Below are 14,464 nucleotides of genomic sequence, written 5' to 3'. Positions count from 1 at the left end.
CTATATTCTATTCTATTTTTTCAATACTTAATCCCACGTCTTGAATTCCTTTCAAAAATTCTATAGGATTTATTGCTCCGTTTTTTCGCATTGCGTGACGCACGGAAAACTTATATTTTCCTGCAACAGAAAACGTTTTTTTTTCTTTATAAAATAACTTGTTGTCTTTAATTTCTGTGATACCAGTGCCCAAATATTGACCTGTTTCGTCTGCCATTTGATATTGCAAAGTATCAATAACAACAGTAGCATCTGGAAAATTTAATGCTGTAATAAGGTATAAGTTACTAAATTCATAATCACTATTATTTCTAATATTTATAAATAGATTTTTTTGAGAAATTGTGTCTGTTACTTCAAACTCGAAAAAAACGTTTTCATTTGCTTTCCAACCTTTAGCATTAATGGGTTTATATTGATTAAAATCTATTTTATCGTCACAAGAAAAGATTAAAAAAAGAAATCCGAAAAAAATAAAAAAGAGATTATTTTTCTGAACTGTTGCCATTTTTAGGATTGTTATTTTTACGGTTTCGGTTATTTCTTCTTGGTTTGGTGTTTTTTTTCACCTCTCCTTTTGGTACATTTTGGTTTTGTTGTTGTTTCTGTTGCGGGTTATGCTGTTTTTTTGCTGGTGGTTTTCTTTTCTGGTTTCTATTTGGTTGCTTTGTGTTTGTATCTGTACTTGCCGCTGCAGGTTTTTTCTTGTGTCTATTTCGGTTGTTTCTGTTTCTTTTACTCTTTTTTGGTGCATCAAAACGCGTTAAACTGTCTTGACCCACAGCGTCTTCAAAATCTACTTTTTCTGGAATAACTACATCAGACTCGTACTCTTCTAACGTTGCTGATTTCTCATTATTTTTATTGAGTTCTATTATTTCTAAAACTTGTTCTAATGTTAATCTAAACCATTTAAAACGTTCTTCTTTGTAGGTATACCAAAGATGTTGTTTAAAAATATCCATCTTTACAAAAACAGCGTCTCCTTTTTCGGTTTTTAAAACTACATCTTGTTTAGGAAAAGATTTTAGTGCATCTAAATACGTATCTAACTCAAAATTTAAACAACATTTTAATTTGCCACATTGACCCGCTAATTTTAGTGGATTTAAAGACAATTGCTGATAACGCGCTGCAGACGTAGTTACTTTTCTAAAATCTGTTAACCATGTAGAGCAACACAACTCTCTACCACAAGAACCTACCCCGCCTAAACGTGCAGCTTCTTGTCTTGCACCTACTTGTTTCATTTCTACACGAATAGAAAAAGCACTTGCCAAATCTCTAATTAATTGTCTAAAATCTACTCTAGCATCTGCAGTATAATAAAAAGTAGCTTTATTGCCATCTCCTTGATATTCTACATCAGAGAGTTTCATTTTAAGACCTAATTTTCCTAAAATTTCTCTACCTCTACGTTGCGTTTCTTCTTCTTTTGCTCTGGCCTGTTGCCAAATGTCAATATCTTTTTGGGTTGCTTTTCTATAGATTTTTTTAATCTCTTCGCTGTCTTGTGCAACTTTGTGCTTTTTCATTTGCACTTTCACCAATTCTCCTGCTAGAGAAACGGTACCAATATCGTGTCCTGGATTTCCTTCAACAGCAACAATATCTCCCATGGTTATGGGTAAATTATCTGGATTTTTAAAAAAATGCTTTCTTCCGTTTTTAAAACGAACTTCAAAAATATTGAACCGTTCTTGTCCGCTAGGTAGTGTCATGTTAGACAACCAATCAAAAACGGCTAATTTTTGACTACCGCTTCCGCAAGTTCCTGATCCACAATTACCGTTACTTTTACAACCTCTTGGTACACCATTTTCTGTTGTACCACAACTACCACATGCCATATATATCTAGACTTTAGTTATTGCAAACTTGTTTGTATACTACAAACTATGTGTTACTAAAGTTTTATTTAAAATTGATAATCAAATATTTACAATAAAAATAGATTTTATTGCTTAATCAGTAAATATATGAAATCTAGTTGAGCAATAAAATTTAAATTTTTGACAAAAAAAGTAATTCTTATTAGAAACTTGTAAAAACTTTCTTTTTAGGTTTAAGTGTAAAAAGAAAACAATCTTTTAAATTGCGAAATAAAGTTACCTTCTTTAAATTATATGAATAGGTATTATCTCATAATCATTTTTTTCTTGTTGTCTTGTTCAGAAAAAGAACAAAGCTTAGTTGGTAATTATCAGAGTAAAAATATTACTATATGGCAAAAAATATACTATTTAAACAATAGTAATATTAGCAACTTAAGAATTAACTTTATCTAAGGATAGTACCTTTCATTATAATGCTTGCGGTTTAATTTACGATGGTAAATGGTCTGTAAAACAACAAAAACTGTATTTAACTGTTGAAAAACATCAATGGAAAAGTGCTGAAATACAAAAATTCAACAAACCTTTTAAACAAGAAAATAGTCCTGGTTTTTTTATTTATGAAATACAAGATGATAATTTATTATCATTCATTGAAAAAGAAAATCGCACAGATATTATTCAACTAGTAAAACAGTAATAAAAAAGGTTCAAATAATTTTAAATTAATTTAAGCCTTTTCTACGAATAGTAATTGTAAATTTATAATTCGAAATTTAATTTTTAAACTTCAACTTTTCAGAACGTCCTTTTTTAAAGATTTTATTACTGTTGCCTTTTCCTTTGCGTAATGCTTTTTGCTCTTCATAAGACAAATGAATAATTTCTTGACAATCTGTAGAGCAAGTATTTTCCATTTTTTCTGCACAATCATCGCACTGAATAAACAATAAATGACATGCTTCATTAGCACAATTGGTATGTGTATCACAGGGCTTTCCGCATTGATGACAATTGGCGATTATATCATCAGAAATTTTTTCTGCCCTTCTATGGTCAAACACAAAATTTTTACCAATAAATTTATTTTCTATGCCTTCTTGTTTTACTTGACGTGTATATTCTATAATACCTCCTTCTAATTGAAAAACATTTTTAAACCCCTTGTGTTTGTAGTAAGCTGAGGCTTTTTCGCAACGGATTCCTCCTGTACAATACATCAACAAATTTTTATCTTCTTTATGGTCTTTTAAATCTTCTTCTATAATATCTAAAGAATCTCTAAAGGTATCTACATCTGGAGTTATAGCGCCATCAAAATGACCAATTTCACTTTCATAATGGTTACGCATATCTACACAAACTGTATCTGGGTTTGCCAACATTGCATTAAACTCTGCCGCATTTAAATGTACTCCTTTGTCTGTAACATCAAAAGTATCGTCATTTAAACCATCTGCTACAATTTTATTTCTAACCTTAACTTTTAGTTTTAAAAAAGATTTGTTGTCATGTTCTATGGCTACGTTTAATCGGATTCCTTCTAAAAAAGAAATACTATCTAATTGATTTTTTAGTGCCAAAAAATTTTCTGAGGGTACAGAAATTTGAGCATTTATGCCTTCGTAAGAAACATAAGTTCTTCCAAGAACTTCTAAATCATTCCATTCTAAGAATAATTTATCTCTAAAAATTTGTGGATTTTTTATACGATGGTACTGGTAAAAAGAAATTGTTATACGGTCTTTACCAGCCTCATCTATTAATGCAGCGCGTTCTTTTGCGCTTAACTTATTGTACAGTTGCATGCTATACCAATTAGGTTAAACTTATTTTTTGCAAAGCTAAAAAAATATAGCAAATCAGCTATGATTTCTTTATTTCTATCAAGTAAAATAAAATTTATATCAAGTTGTTATAAATTAAACAATACGAATTATTTTGGTAAATAATTCTAAAAATGATGTATACAATTATTTTTGTCTGCATCTTTGCACCTAGATTAAAATCATTAAATAATAAACTGATGAAAATAGCAGTAGTTGGTGCAACTGGAATGGTTGGCACAGTAATGTTAAAAGTATTAGAAGAGCGTAATTTACCTATCACAGAATTAATTCCTGTGGCGTCAGAAAGATCTGCAGGTAAAAAACTATCATATAAAGGAAAAGACTATACTGTAGTTACTTTACAAGATGCCGTAAATTTAAAACCAGACATAGCTTTGTTTTCTGCTGGAGGAGGAACTTCTTTAGAATGGGCTCCAAAATTTGCCGAAGTAGGCACAACTGTTATTGACAACTCTTCTGCTTGGAGGATGGATCCTGATAAAAAATTAGTGGTTCCTGAAATTAATGGTGATGTATTGACTGCTGATGATAAAATTATAGCTAACCCTAATTGTTCTACCATTCAATTGGTCATGGCTTTGGCTCCTTTACATGCTAAATACAAAATGAAACGTGTAGTAATTTCTACCTATCAATCTGTTTCTGGTACTGGTGTAAAAGCGGTACAACAATTAGATAATGAAGAGGCAGGTATTGAAGGTGAAATGGCATATCCTCATAAAATTGGTAGAAATGCATTGCCTCATTGTGATATTTTCTTAGAAAACGGATACACTAAAGAAGAGATGAAATTGGTTAAAGAACCAAAGAAAATTTTAAGAGATCAATCTTTTTCTGTAACTGCAACTGCAGTTCGTATTCCTACTGCTGGCGGACATTCTGAAGCCGTTAACGTTCAGTTTGAAAACGATTTTGATTTGGCAGAAGTACGTCAAATTTTAAGTGACACTCCAGGAGTTGTTGTACAAGATGATTTGGCTAACAACGTATATCCAATGCCAATACATGCAAATGATAAAGATGAAGTATTTGTGGGTAGAATTAGAAGAGACGAGTCTCAAGAAAATACCTTAAATTTGTGGATTGTTGCAGATAACTTACGTAAAGGTGCAGCTACAAACACAGTTCAAATAGCCGAATATTTAGTAGAAAATAATTTGGTATAAAATATTCTTAATGGCAACATTTCATAACGTTACAATTAAAGAAATACAACAAGAAACCGCAGATGCGGTTTCTGTTGTATTTGAGATTCCTGAAAACTTAAAATCAGATTTTCATTTTACAGCAGGTCAATACATAACTTTACAAAAAGAATTGAATGGTGAAGAAGTTAGAAGAGCATACTCCATTTGTTCTACACCTAAAAGCGGCGAAATTAGAGTAGCTATAAAAGCTGTAGAAAACGGAACTTTTTCTGTATATGCTACCTCTAAATTAAAGGTTGGTGATGCTATTGAAATTGCTGCTCCTGAAGGCCGTTTTTTACTAGAACCAGAGCCTCAAAAAAATTATATTGGTTTTGCTGCTGGTTCTGGTATTACACCTATTTTAGCCATGGTAAAAACGGTTTTAGAAAATGAACCTTCTTCTACTTTTACCTTGGTTTATGGTAACAAATCTGTTGCAGACACTATTTTTTATGACCAATTGTTAAGTTTACATGCTCAATACAAAAATTTTAACTTAGAATTTGTTTGCAGTAGAGAACGTCAAGAAAACATGTTATTTGGAAGAATTGATGGTTCTTATACCAATTTTTTCATCAAAAATAAATACAAAGACATTACTTTTGATGCTGCTTTTTTGTGTGGTCCTGAGACTATGATTGATATTGTTTCTAATACATTAAAAGAAACAGGATTTTTAGAAAAAAATATTCATTTCGAATTGTTTACTACTGCTGAGGATGAAGAGGCTCTATCAACAATTAAAGAAGGTACTACAGCAATTACTGTGCTTTTAGACGATGAGGAAACTACCTTTACTATGTCTCAAACAGATACTATTTTGGCAGCTACTTTGCGCAACGACTTGGATGCTCCATACTCATGTCAAGGTGGTGTATGTAGCTCTTGCATGGGTAAAGTAACCGAAGGTAAGGCAGTAATGACAAAAAATTCTATTTTAACAGATAGTGAGATAGCAGAAGGATTGATTTTAACCTGTCAAGCACATCCTGTAACTCCTAAAATTATGTTAGATTTTGATGATGTATAGGTAACTGTAAAGCCTGTATTAAGTTACATTCCTAATTCGTTTTTTCTTTTTTGTAAAAGATCCGCTATTGTTGGGTTTTGTGGACAGCTTTTAACTTGGGTAAATTGGCTACCTACATTTACATTTCCTGTTTGTAATACTTTAAAATAAACACCACAAAAGCTTGTGTTCCAAAATTGCTTTACAATTTTCATATCGTTAAAGCGAATACCTAATTTCATACAAGGACTTCTTTGCAAAGTAGCCTCTAAAATAGTTTCTCCTACTATAAAGGTATCGCCTACATGCGTAGTAGTTTCATCTATATGATCTAGCGTTAAATTTTCTCCAAAAATTCCGAATTGCCAATCTACATCAGGATATAAATTTTTCCAATATGAGTAATGCTTTAAAGAATAAGCATACACAGCTTGATCTATACCTCCATGATATTTTAAATCGCAAATAGCATCTCCTGTTACATTTTTAACATCCAAAAAAATGGGATGTTTTACTGGATATTTAAAAATTCCTGTAGCTACTTTTTTTCCTTTCCAATCTATTTCTTTACGTTCTCCTATGTTGGTAGAAATAATTTTCATAGTCTATTTTTTAAATTTTACCAATGCATTTTTGGTAAAATCAGACAATACCAATTCTCCAGTAATTGCAGCTCTTTCTGCTAGTAAGTCGTTCCAATTTTCAGTTCCTTTCCACAATACTTTTTTCATTTCCGATAATGCCTCTGGATTGTATGAGGCTAATTTTTCTGCAAAAATTTCAACTTCTTTATTCAACTCTTTTTGCGTTTCATAAACCTTTGCAAACAATCCTTTTTCTTTTGCCCAATATGCAGTTTTCCAAGAAGTTGCTTCTAAAGTTAGTGCTGCTGTTGCGGCAATTCCAACTTTTCTACTCACAGCAGGCTCTATAACAAAAGGTCCTATACCTATGGTAAATTCAGATAATTTGATGGATGCATGTTCTGTTGCCAAAACATAATCGCAGGCTGCAGCTAAGCCTACTCCGCCACCTACAGCTTTTCCTTGCACTTTACCAATAATCAATTTTCCACAAGTTCGCATTGCATTAATTACATTAGCAAAACCAGAAAAAAACCGTTTACCTTCTTCTAAATTAGAAATGGCTACCAATTCATCAAAAGAAGCACCTGCACAAAATGCTCTGTCTCCTTCCGACTTTAAAACAATAACAGCCACTTCTTTCTTCTTACCTACAAGAAGCAATTCTTTTTGTAACCTCTCTAACAATTCACTAGGAAAAGAATTGCTTGCAGGATGACCAAATTCTATGGTTGCAATTTTATTTTCTATATGCGTATATAAACTTCCGTTTTGTCTTGCTGTCATAAACGTTCTTTTTGTAAAAATAAAGTTTTCTGTGCTATATCTTGTTTCGCTTGTAGTTATTTATAACTATACATCCAAAAAACCTTGTACAATGCACATAAAAAGTAATTTAATTATTTTTTACAAGCGGTAAAAAATCGCTTCTAAACTTGAAAACCAGTGGTAAACCTCTAGCTAAAATCCAAAGAGTAAAGGCTATCCAAATTGCTACAAGTTTAAGATTATAATAATCAAATAATAATAAAGTAGGTATAAAAACCAATCCTGTAGAAAGAATAAGTAAATTTCTTAAATACTTCATTTTTCCCATCCCTTTAAACATTCCATCAAAAATAAATGTAATAGCACTAATAGGTTGTGTTAGTAAGACAATCCAAAAAACATGATTAAACTGTGCCAAAACATCTACTTCTTTGGTGAAAATTTGCCCAATAACATCATAAAAAACAAATCCGACAGTAGCAATTATACTTCCTGTAACTATTCCGTACTTAAACAATTTAGAGCTTAATTTGACTAAAGAATTATAATCTTTGGCTCCTAACAATTTTCCTGATAAAATATTGCCTGCACTAGAATATCCATCAATCATAAAAGCACCTAGCAACCAAATATTTACTCCTATCGTATAGGCGGCAATATACGCTGCTCCGTACTCTGTAGCATACGCTGTTGCAAAATACAATGCAGTATTTAGTGCTAAAGTTCTTACAAAAAGATTTGCTATCATACCTAAAAGTCTTGGGATTTCGTGATGAAAAGGCATTGTTAATTTTAAAGAAATAGCTGTCTTTTTAAGAAGTAAAATCACCGAAATTATTGCCATTGTAATTTGAGCTATAACACTTGCGTAAGCGGCTCCTTCTATATTCATTGCAGGTATAACACCTTCAATTCCATAAACAAAAATAAAGTCTAACACTATATTTAGTAAAGCTCCAATAATAGCAATAATCATAGGGTAGTATGTATTTTGTAACCCTCTAAAGGTGCCAAAAATTGCAAATACTAATAAGGAAAAAGGAAATCCAAAAATTCTGATTCTAAAATAAACAATGCACAATTCTAAAACATTACCAGAGGCATTGTAAAACTTAAAAATTTGTGCTGCAAACGGATATGAAATGAGTAAAACCAATACACTACCTACTACTATAATTGCAATGGCTTGTGCTGGTAAAGTTTTGATATTATCTAACTTATTTGCCCCTAAATATTGTGAAATAATTGAAGAGATTGCACTTCTTACTTGACCAAAAACCCAAACCAACATAGAAATAAAAGCACCTACAATACCCACAGCTGCTAAATTTTCTGTGGCGTTTTCATCAATATTTCCAATAATAGCAGTATCTGTAATAGATAATAAGGGTTCTGCAATACCCGCAATTAATGCAGGTATTGCTAACTTATTAATGCTTTTAAGACTTATATCTGTACTCAAAAAATATTTTTTACAAAGGTACATATCTAAAAACAGTAAAAAGAGTGGAATCTTTTAAAAATAACTAACTTTGCAGTATCTAAAACAAGTTGAAATGAAAAATATTTTAGTACCTATTGGATCTACAGAAACTGCACAAAACACATTGCAATATGCTATTGATTTTGCTTCAGATATTAACGCTAATGTTTTTGTTTTTAGAGCCTACAAAGCAAAATCTAAAGCAGGTACAATGATTAATGTAGATGCTATTATAGAGCGCGAAACCAACTTGTATTTGCGTACTATGGTAAATGCTGTAGATACAAAAAATGTTACTGTAAAATTGATTTCTGCTAGAGGTGGCGTTTTAGAGAGTGTAGAAGCTATTGATGAAGAGTTAGGTGTAGATTTAATTATTGTAAACACAAAAAGTAATTCTATTAAAGAAGAAATTTTTTTAGGAGCAACTGCGGGTAGTTTGGTTAAAAAAACCAACATAGCAGTATTAACTGTACCCCCTAGTTACCAATACAAAACTATTACAAATGTTTTGCTTGCTTTTAAATCTGGTATTGTTAGAAGTAAAACAGCACTTTTTCCTTTACAAGCCATTGCAAAACAATTTTCTCCAGAAGTAAATATGCTTTTGGTTAAAACTCCAAATCATAACGATAGTGATTTGGTTTTAGATAAAGATTTAGAAAATCTTAAAACCTCTTTAACTATTACAGAAAATGCAACTACTTTTCAAGGAGTTTTAGAACACTTTAAAACCTACGAGCCAGATTTATTGTGTGTTTTTAGACGTAAGCGTGGTTTTTTTACTAAACTTTGGGAAAAGAATACAGTTTTGAAGCAAGAGTTTCATACCTCTAGACCTTTATTGATTTTAAAAGGAGAATAAATTCTAGTACTTTAAATCTGCAGGTTCTGTAAACGGAACATTGTCATTGTAAATTTCTTTGATGTATTTTTTAATTTCATCAATAAAATCGGTTAATCTTTCTTGATTAATTGCTACATCTGGCTTTCTGTAATTAGCAGAAAAATTTACGGGTAAAAAACCACTATTTAGATTTTTGAAAGAGTAAATTCCGGCTTCTAAAGGTTGCTTAAAGTTATGTTGTTTACTTTCTGTGTATAAATATGCATATAACAATACTTGTATTGCTTTATGATGTTTTTCTTCTTTTAGATTTTCAAAATCTGTTACTTTTAAATTAGTACTATCAACCATACCTGTTTTGTAATCTATAATTCTGAGTATTCCGTTAAGTTCATCTACCCTATCTACTTGACCATGTATCTTTACAGGAAAATCTAACTCATCAACCTGAAGTTGTACTCCTAGCGTTTCTTCTGTCGCTATAATTTTTAACCTATTGTTTTCATCTTTTAATAACTTTTTTTCTTGAGTTAAGAAATTCTGAACAAAACGATTGGCAACCTCAAAAATTAATCGATTTCTACCTTTGGTAATGTCTCCATTTTTAAACTCTTTTTTAAAATGTTTGGTTATCAAATCTTTGCTTTTGGTTTCCATCCATTTTATGTTTTCTAAAGATAAATAGCAACCCACAAAAGGTGTATACAGCTCATCTAAGGTTTCATGAACTACAGTACCTAGGGTATTATAAGCTACTGTTTCTTCTACATCATCAAACTCTTTTATTCTTAAAACTTTTTGTTTGTAAAATGCTACAGGGTTGTATAGATAATTGGTTAATGCAGACGGAGAAATTCCTTTTTTAGCCAAATCTCTTAAAGTCTCTGCAATAATGTTATCTTTTTTAATTTCTTTTAATTCTATTTGTTGAGGTAATACTTTTGGAGAGATTATTTTATGTGTAATATCTGTTCTCATCATTTCTAACTGCGTAACAAACCTACTTTTTTCTCCACTTCCAAAAACATCATGTTCTGTATTGTAAATGATAAAAACATTTTTAGCTCTTTGCAACAATCTAAAAAAATGATACGAAAAAATAGCATCTTTTTCTCTATAGGTAGGCAATTCAAATTCTAATTTTACATCAAAAGGAATAAAAGAATTTTGCTGACTATTAACAGGTAACACGCCTTCATTTGTAGAAATTAAGATTATGTTTTCAAAATCTAAAACACGCGTTTCTAGCATACCCATTAGCTGTAAGCCTCTTAAAGGTTCTCCTTGAAACGATAAATTTTCTGATGCTATAAGTTGTCTAAAAAACTGTGCTAAAGTTCTTAAATCTGGAAAATATTGATATTCTTCTTGGAGCGATTTTAATTGAGTAAATGCGGTGTAAAAGCGAAACAATTGCTCTTTTTCTATCTCTGTAACTTCTTCTTTTAAAACAGCTATCAGATTTAAAATTCGGGTAATAAACTCACCTACAGAAGTAATTGGTTTAAAAATTGAAAAAATACTTTGTGTTATCTTTTTATCAACTTCTTGAAAAAAAGATAATAAGTATTCTTGATTTATAAATGTTTGATTTTGTTCTGCTACTTGTGTAGAAAAAGCATCTATATTGGGTAGTAATTTGTATATGGATTTATGTTTTATAAAGGAAATTACATCTTTATAATAGAATTGATTGGTCTCTTTTTTTTGTAATTTTTCTTGAGAAATAAATAACTTAAAAATAGTAAATAACAAGCTTGTAGTGGGTACATCTTTTAAAGGATACCCCATTGTTATATTAATAGCATTGATATTTTTAGGCAATGAATTTAATGTAATTGGCAACAATGTTTCATCTGCTAAAACCAGTGCTGTATTGGTAAAATCTTTAAAATTTGACAAAATTTCTCCTGCATATTTTACTTGTGTAGTATTCTTTGGAGCGCCAATTACGGTAATATTTTTCGTATTGGTAAAGGAATTTCCTATCGTTTTTAATGCTTTCTTTTCATAGTATTTCCATTCTTGAGCATACTTTCTTATGAATTTACCTGCTTGATGATTGCTGTTAAAAAAAACAGTATCTATATCCCAATAAATTTCGGAACTTCCTGTTGCTAATACTTTCTGAAACAAGAATTCTTCTGCTTTGTTTAAGGCGTTAAACCCTATAAAAAAGAATTTTGTGTTTTTGTTTTTATTTAAATATTTATCTATTTTAAAACATGCTTCTCTATAAATTAATCCTTGATAACCACTATTTTTTTCTTTTAAAAAACTATACAAAACAGTGTAGTACGTGTTCAGTTTTTCTAAAAAAAAGTAATGGTCTTGAATTAATTTTGTTTCTTTGAATTCTCCTTTAACAGACCATTTTCGCAATCTTTGAATATCTCTTAGGTAAATAAAAATATCTTTGGTGTTAACCAAATGCTGGTCTATTTCATTAAAATCTTGTAAAACAGTTACTGCCCAAGAAGCAAAAACATCAAAAGCAACTGGTTCTTTTTCTGTTTTTTTGTATACTGTATAAAAGTAAAACAACAATTGCAAGCTATCTGCTTTTTCTACTTCTGAAATTTGATTGATAAACTGCTCTACATTTAAAATTTCAGGTAAAAACCCAACATTTATTTTGTCTTTAAATGTTTGTTTTACAAAGATTTTTGCTCTTTGTGATGGTAAAACAAAAACTACATCTTTAAAACTAGTAGTTGTTTTTAAGATATCGTTTATAGTATCAGAAATAAAGGATTGCATCAATTTTTTGTCATCTATTTGGTTTTCTAAATTACAAAAACTTACCTTTAAACTTCTTTAATCTTAAAATTATTTTTGATGCAGAATGAATTGAACGTAGTTGGAATTCAGACAGATTTGGTATGGGAAAATCCTGAACAAAATCGTATTGTTTTTGAAGATAAAATACATACGTTACATAACATCGATTTGGTGATTTTACCAGAAATGTTTACCACTGGTTTTACCATGCATCCTGAAAAAATTGCAGAAAGTATGCAAGGAATTACCATTTCATGGATGCAAAAAATGGCTAAAAAACATGATTTTGCTATTTGTGGAAGTATTGTAATTGCTGATGATAAAAACTACTACAATCGGTTTGTTTTTGTGCATCCTTCAGGTAAAATCAATACTTACGATAAAAGACATTCTTTTACCTTAGCTGGTGAAGATAAAGTGTATACTTCTGGAAATAGTAAATTGATTGTAGACTATAAAGGATGGAAAATTTGTCCATTAATTTGTTATGATTTGCGTTTTCCTGTTTGGGCTAGAAATACTGAGAACTACGATTTATTGATTTATATGGCCAATTGGCCTGTTACCAGAATTAAAGCTTGGGATACGCTTTTAAAAGCAAGAGCTATTGAAAATATAAGCTACACTGTGGGCGTAAATAGAATTGGAAAAGATGCCAATGATTACGTGTATTCTGGTAATTCTTTAGTGGTTGATTACCTAGGTAATGAACTTTCTAGTTTAGCAAGCAATGAAATTGGTTTGGTAAAAGCTACTCTAGAGAAGGTTGCCCAAAATACCGTTCGTAAAAAGTTGGGATTTTTAAATGATAGGGATTCTTTTGATATTCAATAATGAGTGATTTAAAGTACGATCCAAAAAAAAGCTATCAAATTGAGTTGTTTTTAGAAGTGAAAAAGGATAAAAATTGTATCAAAATTACTCTTTTGTCTAAAAATTCATTCATTTTTAATAAAACTTTCTACTAAAAATTAACCTGACTTATGTCAATTTTCTCAAGTCCAACTTATGTATTTTATAAAAACAAAACAGACCTCATTACTATTTAGTATCTATGAAGTCTGTATTTTTTATACTATTTTGAGGCACAAAAAAATGCGAGTAGCAAAAGCAGAAAATAACTTTATATACTAACTTGGTTGTAGCATCCATTTGAATTTGAAATCTGTATCTGGTACTACAATTCTTTCTGTAATTCTGTACATTCTGTCAGGTAATTTCATTAAGAAATCTCGTGCTTTTTCTGCTTCTGGAGTTAAGTTATTAATTTTGTCTATTTCCCAGGCTTCATTAAGTTTTCTTAGAATATCTACATAATCAAACCCAGTGTATACGCCTACTCTTTGAGCTACTGTAGAGAAATCATCAAACAAAGTTCCTTTGGCATTAAAAGACTCTCTTAAATGCATTGCAGGCATTACAATTTTGTGTTTCATCATGTGATGAAAAGCTAGCATCATTTCACTAGGGTCTATCTTAAAAATTTCTCTTACAAACTCTGTGTATGCTTTGTGATGACGCATTTCATCTCCTGCAATAATTTTAGACATTTTAGCCAATGCCTTGTGTCCTTTTTTTCGTGCTATTTTGGCCACATTGTTATGAGAAATGTAGGTTGCTAGTTCTTGAAAACTGGTATATACAAAGTTTTTATAAGGATCTGTAGAGGTACCAATATCAAAACCGTCTGCAATTAAGTGTTGTGTAGAAATTTCTACTTCGCGCATGTTTACACGTCCTGATAAATATAAATATTTGTTTAAAACATCTCCGTGTCTATTTTCTTCTGCAGTCCAGGTTCTTACCCATCTTGCCCAAGAGTTGTCTGGGTCTTGAGAAACACCATCTAAATCTAATAACCATGATTCATAAGTTGGTAAAGCTTCTTCCGTAATGGTATCTCCTACTAAAACAATCCAGAAATCATCATGCAGTTCTTTAGATAATTCTCTAATTTCTTCTACTTCTGAGATGAAAGAATCTTTCTGAGAATTGGGTAAAAAATCTGTAGGTTGCCAAACTTTTTCTGGTGTAATTAAGTATTTATCTACAAAGTGTTGCATGTTCTTTTCTAGCGTCTGCATCACTTCGATTCTTATGTTTTTTATAGACATAAT

At 30.7% G+C, this 14,464-nt stretch carries 12 protein-coding genes; 4 read left to right on the top strand and 8 right to left on the bottom strand.

Annotated features, from left to right (window positions below; genetic code table 11):
- Positions 1–7: 7 nt before the first annotated feature.
- The 3 genes from DUT90_RS10540 to DUT90_RS10530 all read right to left on the bottom strand — a co-directional run bounded on the left by DUT90_RS10540 (position 8) and on the right by DUT90_RS10530 (position 3,643).
- A complete protein-coding gene (locus DUT90_RS10540; protein ID WP_114427150.1) occupies positions 8–508 on the bottom strand; it encodes a gliding motility lipoprotein GldH in 501 nt (166 codons plus the stop codon).
- Positions 486–1,850, bottom strand: coding sequence for a regulatory iron-sulfur-containing complex subunit RicT (locus tag DUT90_RS10535; protein ID WP_114427149.1), 1,365 nt, complete (start codon positions 1,848–1,850; stop codon positions 486–488). The genes DUT90_RS10540 and DUT90_RS10535 overlap by 23 nt, the downstream gene beginning before the upstream one ends.
- 761 nt (positions 1,851–2,611) lie before the next feature.
- Positions 2,612–3,643: a rhodanese-related sulfurtransferase gene (locus tag DUT90_RS10530; protein WP_114427148.1), complete on the bottom strand. Its 1,032-nt coding sequence runs from the start codon at positions 3,641–3,643 to the stop codon at positions 2,612–2,614.
- Positions 3,644–3,861: 218 nt separating this feature from the next.
- Between DUT90_RS10530 and DUT90_RS10525 the strand changes: the two genes are divergently transcribed.
- Positions 3,862–4,851, top strand: coding sequence for an aspartate-semialdehyde dehydrogenase (locus DUT90_RS10525; RefSeq protein WP_114427147.1), 990 nt, complete (start codon positions 3,862–3,864; stop codon positions 4,849–4,851).
- 10 nt (positions 4,852–4,861) lie between these two features.
- The gene (locus DUT90_RS10520; RefSeq protein ID WP_114427146.1) at positions 4,862–5,905 is read left to right on the top strand and encodes a ferredoxin--NADP reductase; all 1,044 of its coding nucleotides are present in this window, start codon (positions 4,862–4,864) and stop codon (positions 5,903–5,905) included.
- Between the two features lie 23 nt (positions 5,906–5,928).
- Here DUT90_RS10520 and DUT90_RS10515 read toward each other — a convergent pair whose 3' ends face one another.
- From DUT90_RS10515 to DUT90_RS10505, 3 genes are all read right to left on the bottom strand, one after another.
- Positions 5,929–6,486, bottom strand: coding sequence for an MOSC domain-containing protein (locus DUT90_RS10515; protein ID WP_114427145.1), 558 nt, complete (start codon positions 6,484–6,486; stop codon positions 5,929–5,931).
- 3 nt (positions 6,487–6,489) lie between these two features.
- Positions 6,490–7,254, bottom strand: a complete 765-nt coding sequence (locus tag DUT90_RS10510; protein ID WP_114427144.1) for an enoyl-CoA hydratase/isomerase family protein — start codon at positions 7,252–7,254, stop codon at positions 6,490–6,492.
- A gap of 109 nt (positions 7,255–7,363) precedes the next feature.
- On the bottom strand, positions 7,364–8,698 hold the full coding sequence (locus DUT90_RS10505; protein ID WP_181858188.1) for an MATE family efflux transporter: 1,335 nt from the start codon (positions 8,696–8,698) through the stop codon (positions 7,364–7,366).
- Between the two features lie 94 nt (positions 8,699–8,792).
- On the opposite strand from DUT90_RS10505, the gene DUT90_RS10500 reads away from it, so the two are divergent.
- The gene (locus DUT90_RS10500) at positions 8,793–9,584 is read left to right on the top strand and encodes a universal stress protein (RefSeq protein ID WP_114427142.1); all 792 of its coding nucleotides are present in this window, start codon (positions 8,793–8,795) and stop codon (positions 9,582–9,584) included.
- A gap of 3 nt (positions 9,585–9,587) precedes the next feature.
- Here the strand turns inward: DUT90_RS10500 and DUT90_RS10495 are convergent, their stop codons facing one another.
- Positions 9,588–12,326 (bottom strand): PD-(D/E)XK nuclease family protein, encoded by a 2,739-nt coding sequence (locus DUT90_RS10495; protein ID WP_114427141.1) that lies wholly within the window; start codon positions 12,324–12,326, stop codon positions 9,588–9,590.
- A 78-nt stretch (positions 12,327–12,404) separates the two neighbouring features.
- Here DUT90_RS10495 and DUT90_RS10490 point away from each other — a divergent pair, with 78 nt between their 5' ends.
- Positions 12,405–13,181: an amidohydrolase gene (locus DUT90_RS10490; protein WP_114427140.1), complete on the top strand. Its 777-nt coding sequence runs from the start codon at positions 12,405–12,407 to the stop codon at positions 13,179–13,181.
- A gap of 296 nt (positions 13,182–13,477) precedes the next feature.
- Here the strand turns inward: DUT90_RS10490 and DUT90_RS10485 are convergent, their stop codons facing one another.
- Complete coding sequence (locus DUT90_RS10485) at positions 13,478–14,461, bottom strand: acyl-ACP desaturase (protein ID WP_114427139.1); 984 nt, start codon at positions 14,459–14,461, stop codon at positions 13,478–13,480.
- Positions 14,462–14,464 lie beyond the last annotated feature (3 nt).

It is taken from the genome of Polaribacter sp. WD7 (assembly GCF_003335085.1).
Taxonomy (GTDB): Bacteria; Bacteroidota; Bacteroidia; order Flavobacteriales; family Flavobacteriaceae; genus Polaribacter.
This window is presented reverse-complemented; position numbering and strand designations above follow the sequence as displayed.